12 protein-coding genes and 1 pseudogene are annotated in these 16,702 nt (G+C 70.6%); 10 read left to right on the top strand and 3 right to left on the bottom strand.

All coding sequences use genetic code 11. The features are described 5' to 3' along the window. Window positions 1-979: pseudogene (locus VLK66_RS18385) on the top strand (hypothetical protein); the annotation flags it as partial. Window positions 980-996: 17 nt separating this feature from the next. Here VLK66_RS18385 and VLK66_RS18380 read toward each other — a convergent pair. Beyond that, window positions 997-1,848 carry a DUF5715 family protein gene (locus VLK66_RS18380; RefSeq protein ID WP_325310922.1) on the bottom strand — a complete coding sequence of 284 codons (852 nt, stop codon included), beginning with the start codon at window positions 1,846-1,848 and terminating at the stop codon, window positions 997-999. A 161-nt stretch (window positions 1,849-2,009) separates the two neighbouring features. Between VLK66_RS18380 and VLK66_RS18375 the strand changes: the two genes are divergently transcribed. Then, window positions 2,010-2,699: a hypothetical protein gene (locus tag VLK66_RS18375; protein ID WP_325310921.1), complete on the top strand. Its 690-nt coding sequence runs from the start codon at window positions 2,010-2,012 to the stop codon at window positions 2,697-2,699. A 315-nt stretch (window positions 2,700-3,014) separates the two neighbouring features. On the opposite strand, the gene VLK66_RS18370 is transcribed toward VLK66_RS18375, so the two are convergent. Next, window positions 3,015-5,567: an MHYT domain-containing protein gene (locus tag VLK66_RS18370; RefSeq protein WP_325310920.1), complete on the bottom strand. Its 2,553-nt coding sequence runs from the start codon at window positions 5,565-5,567 to the stop codon at window positions 3,015-3,017. Window positions 5,568-5,769: 202 nt separating this feature from the next. On the opposite strand from VLK66_RS18370, the gene VLK66_RS18365 reads away from it, so the two are divergent. The 8 genes from VLK66_RS18365 (at window position 5,770) to VLK66_RS18330 (ending at window position 13,727) form a co-directional block, all read left to right on the top strand. After that, window positions 5,770-6,195, top strand: coding sequence for a hypothetical protein (locus VLK66_RS18365; protein ID WP_325310919.1), 426 nt, complete (start codon window positions 5,770-5,772; stop codon window positions 6,193-6,195). After that, a complete protein-coding gene (locus VLK66_RS18360; protein WP_325310918.1) occupies window positions 6,192-6,665 on the top strand; it encodes a hypothetical protein in 474 nt (157 codons plus the stop codon). Before VLK66_RS18365 ends, VLK66_RS18360 begins: the two co-directional genes overlap by 4 nt. A gap of 323 nt (window positions 6,666-6,988) precedes the next feature. Next, a complete protein-coding gene (locus VLK66_RS18355) occupies window positions 6,989-8,116 on the top strand; it encodes a copper oxidase (protein WP_325310917.1) in 1,128 nt (375 codons plus the stop codon). Window positions 8,117-8,494: 378 nt separating this feature from the next. Continuing rightward, window positions 8,495-11,206 (top strand): cation-transporting P-type ATPase, encoded by a 2,712-nt coding sequence (locus VLK66_RS18350; protein ID WP_325310916.1) that lies wholly within the window; start codon window positions 8,495-8,497, stop codon window positions 11,204-11,206. Between the two features lie 507 nt (window positions 11,207-11,713). Beyond that, complete coding sequence (locus VLK66_RS18345) at window positions 11,714-12,190, top strand: pyridoxamine 5'-phosphate oxidase family protein (RefSeq protein WP_325310915.1); 477 nt, start codon at window positions 11,714-11,716, stop codon at window positions 12,188-12,190. A 45-nt stretch (window positions 12,191-12,235) separates the two neighbouring features. Continuing rightward, window positions 12,236-12,901 carry a response regulator transcription factor gene (locus tag VLK66_RS18340; protein WP_325310914.1) on the top strand — a complete coding sequence of 222 codons (666 nt, stop codon included), beginning with the start codon at window positions 12,236-12,238 and terminating at the stop codon, window positions 12,899-12,901. 152 nt (window positions 12,902-13,053) lie between these two features. Continuing rightward, window positions 13,054-13,530, top strand: coding sequence for a type II toxin-antitoxin system VapC family toxin (locus VLK66_RS18335; protein ID WP_325310913.1), 477 nt, complete (start codon window positions 13,054-13,056; stop codon window positions 13,528-13,530). Further along, complete coding sequence (locus VLK66_RS18330; RefSeq protein ID WP_325310912.1) at window positions 13,527-13,727, top strand: hypothetical protein; 201 nt, start codon at window positions 13,527-13,529, stop codon at window positions 13,725-13,727. Before VLK66_RS18335 ends, VLK66_RS18330 begins: the two co-directional genes overlap by 4 nt. Before the next feature lie 464 nt (window positions 13,728-14,191). Here the strand turns inward: VLK66_RS18330 and VLK66_RS18325 are convergent, their stop codons facing one another. Continuing rightward, window positions 14,192-16,513, bottom strand: coding sequence for a DUF2723 domain-containing protein (locus VLK66_RS18325; protein WP_325310911.1), 2,322 nt, complete (start codon window positions 16,511-16,513; stop codon window positions 14,192-14,194). Window positions 16,514-16,702 lie beyond the last annotated feature (189 nt).

Raw genomic sequence — 16,702 nt, 5'->3', positions numbered from 1 at the left:
CCTCAGCGAACGTGCGGCACCGGCTATAGATCCTTCGGCCTGCAAATACCTGTGCAGATTCAGCTTGCACTGTGGCCGGCCTCAGGATGACGTCTCCCTAGTCTTGAGCGGAAATGCACAGGTAATCTCCAGATACGGTATAACGTCTTTGATCGGGAATCGCCTTCCCGAGGGTATCGACCCGGGAACCTTGCACGGTGAGCTTCGGGAGAAGGCGCCTGGAGACGACCTCGGGAACAATCTGTTGTCGCTGGATGTCCTTCCGGCATCAGCGCGCGAGTTCTTCAATCAGTCTTATGAACTCTTGTCCAACGCAGTCCAGCACGTCCTTGGCGTGATCGCGTGGCGGGAGAATCTTGCGATTCCGCCGTTTTACGCTCGCGCGGCATGGCCGGAGTGGTCGGAGAATGAAGTGGCGTGGAAGCGTGTTCCCGCCAACTTCCGGATGGCGATGGGGGTCATCAACTTTCTCGGGAATGCCGCTCCGGCCGAAGTCGGTCTTCTGCTCGGCGATCCCGCCTCGGGAGAACCTCTCAGCAGCGAACTCTGGCGTGAAGCATGGAATCTACGCGGGCAGAATTCTCGCAGCTCACTGATGATGGGCGTGGCGGCGCTGGAAACCGGGATCAAGGAACTGATCGGAAGTGTCGTTCCCGACGCAGCCTGGCTCGTCGAAAACCTGCCGAGTCCACCGGTGCACTCCCTGATGGCGGATTACCTGCCGCAGTTGGAGCTCCTCCAGAGTTGGGACGGAGGCCGGCTACGAATCCCCGCGGAAATTATCCAGATCTGCCGGAAACGAATCGGCCAGCGAAATGAGATCGTTCATGGAAGACGCTCTGGGGTGCGGAGCGAAGACTTGGAAGAGTTCCTCCTTCTCGTGCGCGATCTTCTCCGCATTTTCGACGTCAGCCTGGGTCGCGAGTGGGCACGCAGGTTCGTGCGGACAGAGACTGGTGAAAAACTCAGCGGGAGCTGATCACGCGCAGAGTCTGGTCAGCGCGTGAAGTGGCGCGCGACGGTCATGTGGTAGACGGGCTGCATGTTCTCCATCATCACGTGCAGCGCGTGCTCGCCGCGCATCTCCAGGATCGCGCGGCCGAGCTCGGCCTGCAGCACCTTCGCGTGCGCCTTCCCCACCTCCTCCAGCATCTCCGCCTCCAGCTCCGGCGCGCGCCCGCCGATCGCCGCGGGCACGGCGAAGCGCTCGTGCGACACGTCGATGGTGGTGCCGAACTCGTGCGCGCTGACGATGCGCGAGGCGTAGGAGTTGATCTTCCGCAGCTCGGCCTGCGACTCGTCGGTGCGCAGCGCCGAGGTCACCTTCATCCGGTAGGCCGGCAGCCCCAGCCGCGCGAGCCGCGCCTGGAAGCGGCGCCCCAGCTCGTCCAGCATCGCCCGCGCGTCGGGGACGACGAAAGGGACGGAGTGGTCCATGTCGCGCAGCACCCATCCCACGGTGCTGTCGCCCAGCGCGACCAGGCGGCCGGCGCGCTCCAGCTGCTCGATGCCGGCGGTGGTCGACGGCTGGATGCCGAGCGAGCGCGCGGTGGCGATCTGCCCGGCGTTCACGTCCTGCCGCAGCATGGCCACCTCGCGCGCGGTGAGCGGCCGCGCGCGCTCGAACGCCGCCCGCACCGAGTCTCCCCGCGCGGCGATGCGGGCGCGCGCGGCGGCGGTGTCCGCGGCGGTCATCGGCGGCGGAGGGGGCGGAGCGGGCGCCTTCGCGGCGGCGGCGGGGCGGGCGCGCGCCGGCCCCGCATCTCCCTCGCTGCTGGCGTGCCCCGCGTCCGAGCAGCCGCCCGCGACCATCGCCGCGGCGACGGCGAAGGCCATCCAGCTTCTCATCTCCCGCATCGCTTCGCATCCCCCGTTGGACAAACAAAAGGCTTTCGCGACGGGCCAGATGCATGCCACACTATCGCTTCGGCGGCCGGGGACCGGCCGTGGCCGTGCCGATCACGGGATTCAGGGGGGGATGAAGATGAACTTCCTGAGAGGGAGATGAGATGCGCAGATCCGCCATCTGTCTGCTGATGACGCTCGCGCTCGGGGCGACGGGCGCCGCCACGCCCGCGCTCGCGCAGGATGCGCCGCCGTTCGATGCGGCGCGCGTGCCCGCCACCGGGCGCCAGACACACGACTTCGTGCCCGGCGGCTGGAAGGCGGCCGCCGAGGCCACGGGCGACCTGAACGGCGACGGCCGCGCCGACCACGTGCTGCACCTGGTGCCCGCGGGGAGCTGGTACAGCCAGGGAACCATCTCCGCCGCGCCGGACGCGCAGGCGCTGCTGATCCTGCTGGCGGACGCCAACGGACGCCTGCGCCGGGCAGGCGTGGCGACGAAGATGCTGGTGCCGGTGGTGCCGCAGTACATCCTGGAGCTCACCATCCGCAACGGCGTGCTGATCGTGCACCAGAACTACGGGATGACCGAGGTGCAGGACCTTACGCACCGCTTCCGCCGCGACCCGGCGACCGGGCGCTTCGTGCTGATCGGACGCGACGAGTTCTTCTACACGCGCCCGCAGGAGGCGGCGGACAGCCGCCGCGTGAGCGAGAACTACCTCACCGGCGTCCGCCTGACCACCATCGGCCACTGGGGGAGCGGCGACACCGCCCGCGAAACCACCACCCGCGAGCGCATCCCCCGCACGAAAACGGACTTCGAGGCAGTGGACGAGAACGACGAGGGGTGAGGTCAGATGGATTGAGTCGGGAATGCAGGAAAATAAAGGAGAAAGACAGACGTCATCCTGAGGCCGGCCACACCGCAACCCGCGTCCGCGCTACACTTTGCAGGCCGAAGGATCCATAGCCGGTCCTGCACGTCCGCTTCCTGAACGCGCCGGTGCCTGAACCCACTTGGCGACCACGCGCTGGGGAGGCGGACGTGCGAGACGGGCGATAGATCCTTCGGCCTGCAAGCACCTGCGTGAGCGTTGCCTGCGGCGTGGCCGGCCTCAGGATGACGTCATTGGGATCGAGGTGTGAAACACATCCGATCTGCCCGCCTACGCCACGCCCGCCTCGGCCTCGATCTCGGGGACGGGGGCGGCGCGGTCCGGCCCGCGGGGGAGGGTGAGGGTGAAGACCGAACCCTCGCCCTCGCGGCTGTCCACCGTCAGGTCGCCCTTCATCGCCCGGGCCAGGTCGCGGCTGATGGCCAGCCCCAGCCCGGTGCCCTCGCTGCTGCGCGTGAGCGTGGGATCCACCTGCACGAAGGGCTCGAAGATGGCCGGCAGCTTCTCGGGGGGGATGCCGCGGCCGCTGTCGCGCACGCGGACGCGCACCACGGCGGGCTCCGCCTCCCACTCCAGCACGATGCGGCCGCCGGGGCTGGTGAACTTCACCGCGTTGCTGAGCAGGTTGAGCACGACCTGCTCCACCCGGTCGCGGTCGGCGTGCGCGGTCACCGACGGGTTGCCGCGGCGGTAGGTGTACTGGTGGCGGCGGGCGCGCACCTGAGGCTCGATCAGCGCCTCCACCGCGGCCAGCGTCTCGTCCACCGGCACGTCGCCGATCTCGTACTGAACCTGCCCCGCCTCGATCTTGGCGAAGTTCAGCACGTCGTTGATCAGCCCCAGCAGGTGCGTCTGGTTGCGGCGGATCTTTTCCAGGTACTCGCGCTGGGTGTCGCTCACCTCGCCGTGGATCCCCATCTCCAGCAGCTGCGCGTACCCGGCGATGGCGTTCAGCGGCGTGCGCAGCTCGTGGCTCATGGTGGCCAGGAACGAGCTCTTGGCGGCGTTGGCCTCGTCGGCCGCGGCGCGGGCGCGCTCGGCCTCGGCGGTGCGTGCCAGCAGCTCGTCGTTGGCGCGCTGCAGCTCGTCGTGCGCCATCTCCATCTCCGCCTGCGCCTCCTGCAGCTCGGCGGCCTGCTGCTCCAGCTGCGCGCGCGCGTCCTCGGTCTCCTGGAAGAGCCGCGCGTTGTCGATGGCCACGGCGGCGCGGCGGGCCAGCTCCTCGGCCAGCCGCAGGTCCTGCTCGTCGTAGCGGCGCCCGCTCTCGGCGTGCACCAGGGTGATGGCGCCCAGGGTGCGGTCGCGGGCGATGAGGGGAACCACGATGTAGCTGCGCAGCCCCAGCTCGCGGATCAGCGCCAGGTGCTCGGGGTCCTTCGCCGCGGCCGTGATCAGCTCTTCGGGGATGTCGGCCATCATCTCGGCCCGGCCGGTGCGGATCACCTGCGGAAGCCCGCGCTCGGCCAGCGGGTCGGCCGGGTACAGCGCCTCCAGCCGGTGCACGAACTCCACCTTGGCGGGGTCGGGGTGCTCCACCGCCACCCGCTCCACCCCGCCGCCCTCGGCCAGCAGGTCCACCGCGCACCAGTCCGCCAGCTCGGGCACGGCCAGCCGGGCCACCGCGCGCAGCGTGGCCGGGTAGTCGAGCGACGACACCAGCGCGCGGCTGGCCTCGCTGAGGAACCGGGCCGCGCGGTCGGCCTTGCGGCGCTCGGTGATGTCGGTCTCGGCGCCCACCCACTCGCGCACGCGGCCGCCGGGCTCCAGCACGGGCACCGCCCGCACCTGCATGTCGCGCCACCGCCCGTCGTGGCGCTGCAGGCGGTACTCGGTCTCGTACAGCGTGCGGCTCTCCAGCGCGGCGCGCCAGGTGGCGGCGGCCTGCTCGCGGTCGTCGGGATGCACGCACTCCAGCCACCGCCACCCGCGGTACTCGTCGAAGCTCCCGCCGGTGAAGGCCGCCCACTCGGGCTGCTCGGCGGCGAACTCGCCCTTCTCGTTGGTGGTCCAGATGATCTGCGCGGTGGCCACGACGAGCGAGCGGAAGCGGTCCTCGCTGCGGCGCAGCGCCTCGGTCTCGGCCGAGCGGGCGCGGGCGCGGCGCTCCACCAGCGCGCCGAAGACGATGGTGCCCAGCAGGGTGAGCGTGGCCGCGGCGATCCCCCACGCCAGCCCCGGCGTCTGCAGCACCGCCTCGGGCGCCACCGTCACCCGGGGTTGCGCGGGGCTGAAGCGCGCGGCCGCCATGGCGGTGTAGTGCATGGCCGCGATCCCCGCGCCGATCCCCACCGCCGCGGCCGGCTTCCAGCTCCGCCCGCGCGGGGCGTCCTCGTGGCGGAAGTGCCGCCCCAGCACGTGGATCGCGAGCGCCGACCCCATCGCCAGCAGCGCCGCGACGCCCACCAGCCCGTTGGCGTACTCCACGCGGGCGGGTCCGCGCAGCGACGCCATCCCCAGGAAGTGCATTCCCGCCAGCGCGTTCCCCATCACCAGGGTCGAACCGAGCAGCGCGGCGAGGGACACGCGCTCGCACGAGACCACGTACAGCGCGAGCGCCGACGCCAGCACGGGCACCAGCGCGGAAAGAAGGACGGTGGGAACGGCGTAGCTCACGGGCATGTGCAGCCTGAGCGCCAGCATCCCCACGAAGTGCATGGACCAGATCCCCAGCCCCACGGCCACGCTGCCGCCCAGCAGCCACGCCGCGCGGAAGCGCCCGCGCGCCGCGCCGATGCGCGCCGCCAGCGCCAGCGCCGCGTACGACGCGGAGATCGCGATCAGCACGGAAACCGCCACCAGGGTGGCGTCGTACCGTCCAGGCATTCCGGTTTCGTTCAGCGTTTACACAGGGGCGATCGGCGGGCACGTGCCCGGGTGGCGGAGGCTGCGCGGCAAGATCGGTTCCGGCGCGCGCCGCTCTGGCTGTGCCCGCCGCACGCTTTAGATTCCAGGGCGGCGCCGATGGTTCCCGGCGCCGCCTTCCGGCTCCGCGATTCCCGCCCGACGAATGGGGATACCGATGGGGATGACGATGCGGCCGCGCCGCGCCCTGATCGCCGCGCTGGCGCTGCTCGCCGCCGCCTGCGCCAACCCGCGCGACCGGGCCGCGGGCGAGCTCCGCCAGCTGCAGGGGGAGATGGAGCAGCATCGGACGCGCTTCGGCCGCTACCCCGACACGCTGGATCCGGCGCTCCCCGCCACCGCCGCGAACCTCCCCCACCGCGCGCGGCGCGGCGTCACCGTCGCGCTGACGAAGAGCGGGCGCGACGGGTACCTGGCCGTGTCGCGCCACGCGATGTGGTCGTGCTGGGTGGCGATCGACGGCGGGCGGGGGACGCGGATCGACTGCAACCCCAACGGCGGCGCGCCCGCCGGGCCCGCCGCGTCGCCCGCCGACCCCTTCGAGCACGCGCCCGCCGCCCCGGCGGACTCCGCGCGCCGCCCGGGATGAAGCCTCCGCCCGTGCTCGGCCGCGCCCTGGGCGCGCTGGCGTGGCTCGCCGGCGGCGACGCGCGCGCGCTGAACGCCCGCCTCTCGGGCGCGCGCGTGCGGCTGGAGATCGGCGAGGCGGCGGACCCGGCGCTCGCCGGGGCCACGGTGGAAGGCATCATCCGCGAGATCCTCCCCGACGCCGTCTCCACCGCCCGCGAGGCGCGGAGGAAGGGCGCCGTCGCCGTGATCCATCTCGATCCGCATCCCCGCATCACCTGGCGGGAGGTCGCGGTCCACGGGCGGGACGCGGGGTGCGAGCTGTGGATGGCGCGCTGGATCCCCGTCGCCGTCCACGTCCACCCCGTCGACCGCGCGCGCCCGGCGCGGCTGGGCGAGAGCGCCGCCGCCGCCACCGCGACGATGCGCCTCACCTTCATCGCGCGCGAGCCGGCCCGCATGCGCGATCCCGCCGCCGCCGGGGCGGGCTGATCCGCCGAAAAGAAGTCTGCGGGAGGCACCGGGATGGTTCGGGCGATGAGCGAAACGCGGCGCGGCAGGGAGGATGGCCGCGCCGCGTCTTTTCATTCCCCTGATGCGGGTCCGTCCGGCATCTCCCCACATCGCCCCTCCCCGCCGTGGGGCGCTTTCCGCCCGGCGCGCGGGGGCGGGCCCGCCGCAGGTTCCGCCGCTGTCCTACAGACCCCTCCCCACGCGGCCGGTAGCTTCGTGGCCGATCAGCGACCGACCCACCGGGGCCGCACGGCGCGAATCGGAAGGCGTGGCCCCTTTCAGCTACCGGAACGGAGAGACCGATGTCGGACATTCTCGACAAGACCGAGACCCGGGCGCCCGCCCGCCCGTCGCGCCGCGACTTCCTGCGCGGCGCCGCCGTGGCGGTGGCGGTGCCGGCGGTGGCCGGCGCGCTGGCCGCGTGCAACACCGGCGAGGCCGGCCGCGGCGCGCCGAAGAGCGCCGGCACCGAGCCCGCCGGCACCCCGCCGGGCGCCGTGCACCCCGACAGCGACCACAGCGGCGGCACCATGGCGGCCAACCCCAAGGGCCCGGCCACCGCCGCCGCCGCGGCCGACGAGATGGACCGCCACCACGAGGCGGGGATCAAGAGCTTCCCCGCGGCGACGAAGGGGAAGGGGAACCAGCCCTTCGCGCCGCGCATGGAGAACGGCGTGAAGGTGTTCGACATCACCGCCGCGAAGACCATGTGGGAGGTGGCGCCGGGGCAGACGGTGGAGGCGTGGGCGTACAACGGCCAGGTGCCGGGCCCGCAGATCCGCGTGAAGGAGGGCGACCGGGTGCGCGTGAACTTCACCAACAACCTGGACGAGAGCAGCGCCATCCACTTCCACGGCCTGGCGGTCCCCATCTCCATGGACGGCGTGCCCTTCATCACCCAGCCGCCGGTGAAGCCGGGCGGGAAGTTCGTGTACGAGTTCACCGTGCCCAACCCGGGCTCGCACATGTACCACTCGCACCTCAACTCGTCCAGGCAGGTGCCGATGGGGCTGCTGGGCGCCTTCATCGTGGAGCCCAGGGGCGGCGAGACGCGCAGGGCCGACGTGGACCACGTGATGATCCTGAACGACGGCCCGCACGGCTACACGCTGAACGGCAAGGGCTTCCCGGCCACCGAGCCGATCGTGGCCAGCCTGGGGCAGAAGGTGCGCATCCGCTTCATGAACGAGGGGATGATGATCCACCCCATGCACCTGCACGGGATGCCGATGACGGTGACGCACAAGGACGGCTACGCGCAGCCGCAGCCCTGGAAGTGCGACACGCTGAACATCGCCCCCGGCGAGCGCTGGGACGTGATGATCGACTGCAACAACCCCGGCACCTGGGCGCTCCACTGCCACATCCTCCCGCACGCCGAGGGGCCGATGGGGATGTTCGGGATGGTGACGGCGCTGGTGGTGAAGTGAGTGCGAAAGTGCGAAAGTGCGTGAGTGCGTGAGTGCGTGATCGCATCGGGATCACACCTGCGCGCGCCGAGGCCGGGCCCGCGGATTTGTCCGCGGGCCCGTTTCCGTCCTCCCCCCGTTGTCGCGGTTGAAGCCTCGCGCAGTTTGCGAGGCTTTCCGTGGTTGTTGCCGCGGCTTCAGCCGCCTTCCGATCGAGGCGGCGGCCTCCGCGTCCTTGCGCCCGACGGCCTCCTGGTCGATTGTGCTACGGCGCTGCCGGGGGATGAACCGCGAGGTGGAGGCGGCGCGCCCCATCCAGGGCGTGCGAGGAGGTGCTGTGGGGAGACCGCGCCGACCGCGGGATCGTGCGCTATCCGCATCCGCCCGGGGCGGCGGCTGATGCCCGGGCCTCGCCCGAAAGCGGAGCCCGCCGCCGCCTGGCACGCGCTGGCGCCCGACCAGGCGCTCGAACGCCTCCGCACCGGCCGCGACGGGCTCTCCGCGGCCGAGGCGGAGGCGCGGCTTTCCCGCCACGGCCCCAACGCACTCCAGACCACGCCCGCCGTCTCCGCGTGGCGCATCCTGCTCGCCCAGCTGCGCGGCGTGGTCGTCTGGCTCCTCATCGCCGCGGCGGCGGTCGCGCTGCTGATGGGCGACCGCGCGGAAGCCGCGGCCATCGCCGTCGTCCTGATCCTCAACGCGCTGCTCGGCTTCGTGATGGAGCTGCGCGCCAACCGCGCGATGGAGGCGCTCCTCTCCCTCGAAGTCCCCCGCGCAGTCGTGGTCCGCGACGGCCGCCGCCGCGAGATCGACGCGCGCGAGGTGGTTCCCGGCGACGTGCTGGCGCTGGAGGCGGGGGCCATGGTCCCCGCCGACGCCTACCTGCTGGACGCGCGCGAGCTGGTCACCCGCGAATCCGCGCTCACCGGCGAGTCCCTCCCCGTCCACAAGCGCTCCGGCGAGGCGCTCCCCGCGCCCACGTCGCTGGCCGAGCGCACCAACCTGGTCTTCCGCTCCACCTTCGCCGCCACGGGCACGGGCCGCGCCGTGGTCTACGCCACGGGAATGGGCACCGAGGTGGGGAAGATCGGCACGCTGGTGGCCGGCGTGGCGGACGAGCCCACCCCGCTGGAGCGCCGCCTGGACGATCTCGGCCGACGCCTGGTCTGGGTCGCGCTCGCCGCGGCGGCCGCGGTGGCGTTCCTCGGGTGGCTGCAAGGGGTCGCGCTGGCGGAGACGCTGGAAACCGGCATCGCCCTCGCCATCGCCGCCGTCCCCGAGGGGCTTCCCGCCGTGGCCACCATCGCGCTCGCCGTCGGCGTCCGGCGGATGGCCAGGCGGCACGCGCTGATCCGCCGCCTGCCCGTGGTCGAATCGCTCGGCTCCGCCACCATCGTCTGCACCGACAAGACGGGGACGCTCACCCGCGGCGAGATGACCGTCACCGAGCTGCGCGCCCCCGGCCGCCGCTGGACCGTCACCGGCGTGGGCTACGCGCCCGAGGGCGGGGTGATGGAGGGCGATTCATCTGCCGAAAGTTCCGCCGACCCTGTCCTCCGCCGCCTCCTCACGGCCGCCGTCCTGGCCAACAACGCGGAATTGCTCGAAGTCGAAGGGGCATGGGCCGTCCGCGGCGACCCCACCGAGGGCGCGCTCCTGGCCGCCGCCGCGAAGGCGGGGATCGAGCGCCACGAGCTGCTGGCCGAGACGCCGGAGGTGGGCGAGGTTCCCTTCTCCAGCGAGCGGATGCTGATGGCCACTTTCCACCGCCGCGCCGACGGCTCCGTCTTCGCCGCGGTGAAGGGCGCGCCCGGCCGCCTGCTGGAGCGCTGCACTCGCACGCTGTTCTCCGACGGGGAGCGTCCGCTGGAATCAGACGAGCGGCGCGCGCTGCGGGCGGAGAACGAGGAGATGGCCTCGCACGGCCTGCGCGTGCTGGCGATGGCGTGGAAGGAGGGCGCCGAATCGGCCGGGCCCGACGCGCTGCGCGACCTGGTCTTCCTGGGCTTCGCGGGGATGATGGACCCGCCCGCCGAGGGCGTCCCCGAGACCATCCGCACCCTCCGCGACGCGGGGATCCGCACGGTGATGATCACCGGCGACCAGCGCGCCACGGCCGAGGCGGTGGGGCGCGAGCTGGGGATCGTGGCGGGCGGCGAGCAGGTGTTCGACGGCGCGGCGCTCAGCGCGCTGGAGGGCGACGAGTGGCTGGAGTGCGTGCGCCAGGCCGGCGCGTTCAGCCGCGTGAGCCCCGAGGACAAGCTGCGGCTGGTGGAGGGGTACCGGCAGGCCGGCGAGATCGTGGCCATGCTGGGCGACGGCGTGAACGACGCCGCGGCGCTGCGCCGCGCGGACGTGGGCGTGGCCATGGGGATCCGGGGGACCGACGTGGCCAAGGAGGCGGCCAGCGTGGTGCTGCAGGACGACCGCTTCGCCACCGTGGCCGCCGCGGTCGAAGAGGGGCGCGTGGTGTACGCCAACATCCGCCGCTTCGTCTTCTACCTGTTCAGCTGCAACGTGGCCGAGGTGCTGGTGCTCCTCCTCTGCGGGCTGGCGGGGCTCCCGGCGCCACTGGGGCCGCTCCCCATCCTGTGGATGAACCTGGTCACCGACACCTTCCCCGCGCTGGCGCTGGCGATGGAGCCGGCGGACGGGGACGTGATGCGCCACCCGCCGCACGATCCGCGCGCCGCCATCCTGTCGCGCGCGTTTCTCGGAAGGATCGCGCTGTACGGGCTGATGATCACCGCCTGCGCGCTGGCGGCGTACCTCATCGCCCTGCGTACGGTGCCGCTGGAGCACGCGCGCACGGTGGCGTTCCAGACGCTGTCGCTGGCGCAGGTCTTCCACCTGGGCAACGCGCGCAGCACCGCGCCCGTCCTCAGCCGCGAGGCCATCACCCGCAACCGCTGGGCGCTCGCGGCGGTCCTGGGCGTCATCGTCCTGCAGCTCGCCGCCGCGTACCTGCAGCCGATCCCCTCCATCCTCCGCGTCGCCGTCCCGGATCTGCGCGACTGGCTGCTGATCCTCCCGTTCTCCGTTGCCCCCGCCGTCGTCGGGCAGGTGATGAAGCTGCTGCGCGTGCGCGCCGCCGCGGTGGCGGCGGAGTGATTCCGGGCGGAATCACCGGATTGGTGGCGTGATCTGGTCGCGATTCACTTGGCGGCGCTCGAGCACGACGACGATGCGACGCGCGAAAGAGACGTCATCCTGAGGCCGGCCACACCGCAAACTCTTCCCGCGCAGATGGTTGCAGGCCGAAGGATCCATACTCGCCGAGCACGTGAGCCGGAGATTCACGCCGATTCCGCCATGCCGTCGTTCTGAGGATCGATCGGGAACGTCGCCGCGATTCCTCAGCTGACGTGCGGAGCCGGCGATAGATCCTTCGGCCTGCAAGCGCTTGCGCCGACTCGGGTTCCGGCGTGGCCGGCCTCAGGATGACGTCTCTATCGGTTAGCCGAAGTCGTGCTTCCGTGTAGGGTAAATTACGCATCCCGCCGCCGGTTTCCCCGACTGACGCGCGGTGGCGGAGCGGGTAATCTCAGGACGCAGCTCGTGGAGCACCGCGGCGGCCCGGTAACGGCCGTGATCACCGACGGGGAAGAGGAGGATGGAATGAGCCCCATGCAGCCCGTGATCCGCGCCCTGGACCGCGCCGAGTGCGAGCAGATCCTGGCCCGCAACCACGTGGGCCGGCTGGCGTACGCGTCGCAGAACCACGTCGACATCGAGCCGCTGCACTACGTCTTCCACGAGGGGTGGATCTACGGGCGCACCAGCCACGGCACCAAGATGGACTCCGTGGGCTACACCTGGTGGCCGGTGGCCTTCGAGGTCGACGAGGTGGAGGAGATCTTCCGCTGGCGCAGCGTGGTGGTGCACGGCGGCTTCTACACCATCCCCGCCGAAGGGGCGGAGTGGGAGGCCGAGGAATGGCGCCGCGGCGTGGAGCTGCTGCGCGCCCTGGTTCCCGAGACGCTGTCGGCCGACGACCCCGTGGCCTTCCGCACCGTCATCTTCCGCATCGCCGTGCAGGACGTCACCGGGCGCGAGGCCGTGCCCGGCGTGGCGGGCGGCGCGTCGGGCGGCTGACGCACCCGATCTTCATCATCCCCAACCGCTTCAGGAAAACCTCTCATGGCCGAGAAGAAGATCCGCATCCTGCTGGTGGACGACCACCCGGTGCTGCGCAGCGGGCTGGACGCGCTGCTGCAGCTGGAGCCCGACCTGGAGGTGGTGGGGCAGGCCTCCACCGGCGAGGAGGGCATCGAGAAGACGCGCCTGCTGCGCCCCGACGTGGTGGTGATGGACCTGGCCATGCCGGGGATGGGCGGCCTGGAGGCCACGCGGAAGATCGGCGAGCTGGGGCTGGACGCGAAGGTGCTGGTGCTGACCAGCCAGGCCGAGGAGGAGTTCCTCCTTCCCGTCCTGGAGGCCGGCGGAAGCGGGTTCGTGCGCAAGACCAGCGCGGACGACGACCTGATCCGCGCCATCCAGACCGTGGCGCGCGACGAGGTGTTCCTGTACCCCACCGCCACCAAGCTGCTGCTGCGCCAGTACAAGCTGGCCGAGCAGAAGGACGGGAACGGGCCGCTGGAGAAGCTGAGCGAGCGCGAGCGCGAGGTGCTGGGCCTGACCGCCGAGGGCTACAGCAGCGGCGAGATCGGGAAGAAGCTCTTCCTCTCGCCCAAGACGGTGGACACCTACCGCGCCCGCCTGATGCAGAAGCTCGGCCTCAGCCACCGCTCCGAGCTGGTCCGGCTGGCGCTCGACACCGGGCTGCTCAAGTCCGGCGGGGTGTGATTCCGGTTCCGCCGAAACCGCGGGTAGCTCCCAATCGGTCACGGACGAGCGACTGGATGATGAACGAGCGGGGTGCTCCACAGCACCCCGCCCGTTTTGCGCCGCGTGTGCACTCTGTTGATCTGTGTCACTGAAGTGCCTAGATTGATTTGATGCACAGGCCCCGAGTCTACGTCGAGACGACGATCCCGAGCTTCTACTTCGATCAGCGGAAGTCGCCGACGATCGTGGCACGGAGGCAGTGGACGCGCCCCTGGTGGGAGATCGCGCTGGAGCGCTTCGAGCTCGTTACCGGGCCTCCTGTATTGACCGAGCTTCTGGACGGCCCCGAGTCGCGGCATGAGGAATGGATGGCGCTGGTTCGGCCCCTCCCTGTTCTCGCCCTCTCCAGTGGCGTGCAGGCCGTGGCCGAGGTGTATCTGCGCCATCGGCTCATGCCCAGAAGCGGAGCGGATGCGCTGCACCTCGCGCTCGCTTCGGTCCACCTGTGCGATTACCTGGTGAGCTGGGATACGCGTCATCTGGCGAACGCCCTTAAATTCCATCACATTTCAAAGATCAACGGGATGCTCGGCCTGCACGTGCCGCACATCCTCACTCCGCTGGAGCTGCTGGAGAGGCTGTCATGAAGGACGAAGTGCTGAATGACCCGGTACTCGAGGAGATCTGGGCGACTCGTGAGCGGATCGCATCCCGGTTCGATTACGACTTCGCCAGGCTGTGCGAGTACTACATGGAGTTCCAGCAGCAGTTCGGCGACCGCCTCGTCCCTGCTCCCGACGTACACGTTCCCGAAGCGGCCTCGCGCAGGAAGCCCGCGGCATGACTCGCGGGCCGGCTCATGGCAGGGCGAGCTCCGCGGGCCTGTCTGAATCCATGACCTCGACGACGGGCGGGATGTCGCGTGCATCCTGCCCGTTCTCGCCTGCTACCCCTTCGCAGGAACCTGCGGGCGCCTTTCGACAAGCGGGGCGCCGGTTGTCGCTAAGTAAGTAGCCAGAAGTTTTGTCGATTGGCGGAAGCGATCCTCACTACCCAGTGAACTCAGCGCGATCTCCTCGATCTCCGCGTCTCCCCAACGGTGATTTCTCACGCGGAGATGCGGAGACGCGGAGAACTCCGTGCCGTGACGAATCCTCCGCGTCTCCGCGTGAGATCAACGATGTAGCGGTCGAGCGACGATGAAAGTCGACAAGACCGGTTGCGTACCGACTCAGCATCCCAAGATGAGCGAAGGCCTCCCCCGGCGAACCGGAGGAGGCCCTTCGTCATCCCGATCGATCGAATCCGTCAGCGGCGGGCGAGCGCCTCGAACTTGCGGCCTTCGGTGTCGTACTTCTGCGCCGCGGCGCGGTTGCCGCTCAGGTCCTGCGCGCTGGCCAGCGCCTCGTACGCGTAGAAGTAGTGCGTGGGGATGTTGCGCGTGGCGTCGTCGGCCCAGTGCGGCTTGTCGGCCAGGCCGTGGAACTGGAAGACGTTGTCCAGCAGCTGCTGCCCCTGCCGGATGTCGTAGTACGCGCCCAGCACCGGGTTGAAGTCGCGCCCCGTGGGCATGGGCTGCAGCGCGCGCGACTCCTCGGGCGTCACCAGCTTGAACGCCAGCCCCTGCCGCGCCACGTACGGCGCCAGCCCCAGGTCGTACTGCTCGTTGGTGGTGCTGGCGAAGAAGATCGGCCGGTCGCCCCAGGCGTTGCGGATGATCTCCAGGACGAAGCGCTCCTTGGGCTCCACGTACGCGCCCTGCGGCAGCTTCACCTCGATGTTGCGCGCGCGGAAGTAGGTGCTGGTGTCGGCCACCTGGATGGCCGGCGTCTGCGCCGTTCCCAGGATCTGCGCGTCGCTGAGCGCCAGGATGGGGCGCGTGGGCGCCCGCGTTCCGTTGTAGAAGCGCGGCGAGGTGGCCGGGTCGTACGCGCGCTGGCAGATGATGCGCGTGGGGTCGCTGGCCGGGTTCCGCCCGTTGCACGGGCTGGTCAGGTCGCGCAGCTGCTTGGGGTACCAGTCGGTGTTCAGGTAGCTCAGCACGATCACCGTCACGTCGCGGCGCACCCCCTCCACCTCCTGCGCGTACCAGAGCGGAAAGGTGTCGTTGTCGCCGTTGGTGAACAGCACCCCGTACGGCTCCACCGACTGCAGCAGGTTGTACGCAAGGTCGCGCGCCGCGTAGTCGCCGCGGCGGCTGGCGTAGCTCCAGTTCAGCGCCATGGGCACGAAGGCCAGCGCGAAGATGGCCGCCGCGGGAACCAGCTTGCGGTTGCCGCCGCCCATCGCCTCGGCCAGCTCCAGCCACAGCTGCGTCAGCCCGATCCCCACCCACAGCCCCCACAGGGAGAACGAGACCAGGAAGAAGTAGTCGCGCTCGCGCACCTCCGACAGCTCGGCGCTGAGCCCCAGGTGCTGCACCTGCGCGAAGCCGTACTTGAAGTTCATGTAGATGGTCAGCCCCACCGACAGCGTGAAGAAGAGCAGCCCCATGTACAGGAAGCTCTTCCGGTCGCGCTTGAAGTGGTGGAACGCGCCGTACCCGCCCAGCGCCGTGAACAGCAGGGTGATGGAGATGCGGCCGCCGCCCAGGTACCCATTGGTTCCCGACAGCGAGCGCGCCCACTGCCAGTCGAAGTACTGGAAGTAGTTGGCCATCTGCGCCCAGAACGGCGCCTGGCGGAAGACGATGCTGGGCTTGGCGTACTGCTCGCGCGCCAGCGCCGCGTACAGGTTCTCGCAGGCGCCGGGGAACTTGATGTTGCCGAAGCCCAGGATGGCCAGGAAGGCCGAGCCCATCGACGGGCAGCTGGGGTTGGCCTCGTTGATGATGGGGTGCAGCCCCGCCCGGATGGACAGGAAGAAGTGCACCGACAGCCCCAGGAAGCCGAACACCGCCGCGAAGGCGTACAGGCGCCAGTTGGCCAGCGCCCGCGGGCGGATGACGAAGATGAACAGCACCAGCGCCGGAGCGGCCAGGAACGCCATCAGATGGTTGCCGACGGAGAGCGCCAGCATGAACACCAGCAGCACCAGCACGTTATCGTCGTGGAAGCGGCTGGGGCCGCGCACGCCGCGGTGCTCCTCCACGTGGTCGCGCCAGAGGAACGCCAGCCAGCTCATGGCGGCGATGGTGAACATGCTGACGGTGTAGACCTTCTCGTTCACGTTGCTCTGGTTCCACACCGTGTACGCCGTGGCCGCCACCAGCACCGACACCGCCGCGCCCACCCGGCGCACCGTCTCGCGGCTGTCGAAGAAGCCCAGGATGCGGTGCACCAGCAGGTACCAGAAGAACGTGGTCCCCGCGCTCATCAGCGCGCTGAACAGGTTGATCCGCACAGCCGTGGGCAGCCCCGTGGGCGTGAGCAGGATGTCCCAGGCGCGCGAGAGCAGGACGAACAGCGGGTTCCCGGGCGGGTGCGGAATGCCCAGGATGTGGCTGGTCGCGATGTACTCGCTGGTGTCCCAGAAGGCGGTGGTGGGCGCCAGCGTGAACGCGTACAGCGCGAACACGGCGAGCGCCGCCACCAGCGCCAGCAGGTACGGCGGGCGCTGCGGCCCCGCCTCTACGGCGGGGGTCTCGGGCGCGGCGGTACGCACGCGCTCGGTCTTCGTGGCCTGGGTCATGAAGCGGCCCTGCGGGGGATAGGTCGTTGTGGGAAAAACGGATGGAAGCTAGCGAACCGGCGCCCGCTTGTCGACAGGCGCCGGCCGCGCTCCAACCGTGAGCCGTGATGGACCCCGCACACCGCGCGAGGTTCCGGCGAAAGGGTAGCAGACGCGCGGCAATCGTGCCGGGCGCTCTTTGGAGATGCG

This window comes from Longimicrobium sp., from assembly GCF_035474595.1.
Lineage (GTDB): Bacteria > Gemmatimonadota > Gemmatimonadetes > Longimicrobiales > Longimicrobiaceae > Longimicrobium.
The sequence above is the reverse complement of the archived record's forward strand: the minus strand, read 5'-3'. Positions and strand labels throughout refer to the sequence as shown.

Coding starts and splice junctions, on each gene's coding strand:
- VLK66_RS18380 (WP_325310922.1), bottom strand. CDS start 1,848: ATGAGAAGCTGGATGGCCTTCGCCGTCGCCGCGGCGATGGTCGCGGGC.
- VLK66_RS18375 (WP_325310921.1), top strand. CDS start 2,010: ATGCGCAGATCCGCCATCTGTCTGCTGATGACGCTCGCGCTCGGGGCG.
- VLK66_RS18370 (WP_325310920.1), bottom strand. CDS start 5,567: ATGCCTGGACGGTACGACGCCACCCTGGTGGCGGTTTCCGTGCTGATC.
- VLK66_RS18365 (WP_325310919.1), top strand. CDS start 5,770: ATGACGATGCGGCCGCGCCGCGCCCTGATCGCCGCGCTGGCGCTGCTC.
- VLK66_RS18360 (WP_325310918.1), top strand. CDS start 6,192: ATGAAGCCTCCGCCCGTGCTCGGCCGCGCCCTGGGCGCGCTGGCGTGG.
- VLK66_RS18355 (WP_325310917.1), top strand. CDS start 6,989: ATGTCGGACATTCTCGACAAGACCGAGACCCGGGCGCCCGCCCGCCCG.
- VLK66_RS18350 (WP_325310916.1), top strand. CDS start 8,495: ATGCCCGGGCCTCGCCCGAAAGCGGAGCCCGCCGCCGCCTGGCACGCG.
- VLK66_RS18345 (WP_325310915.1), top strand. CDS start 11,714: ATGAGCCCCATGCAGCCCGTGATCCGCGCCCTGGACCGCGCCGAGTGC.
- VLK66_RS18340 (WP_325310914.1), top strand. CDS start 12,236: ATGGCCGAGAAGAAGATCCGCATCCTGCTGGTGGACGACCACCCGGTG.
- VLK66_RS18335 (WP_325310913.1), top strand. CDS start 13,054: ATGCACAGGCCCCGAGTCTACGTCGAGACGACGATCCCGAGCTTCTAC.
- VLK66_RS18330 (WP_325310912.1), top strand. CDS start 13,527: ATGAAGGACGAAGTGCTGAATGACCCGGTACTCGAGGAGATCTGGGCG.
- VLK66_RS18325 (WP_325310911.1), bottom strand. CDS start 16,513: ATGACCCAGGCCACGAAGACCGAGCGCGTGCGTACCGCCGCGCCCGAG.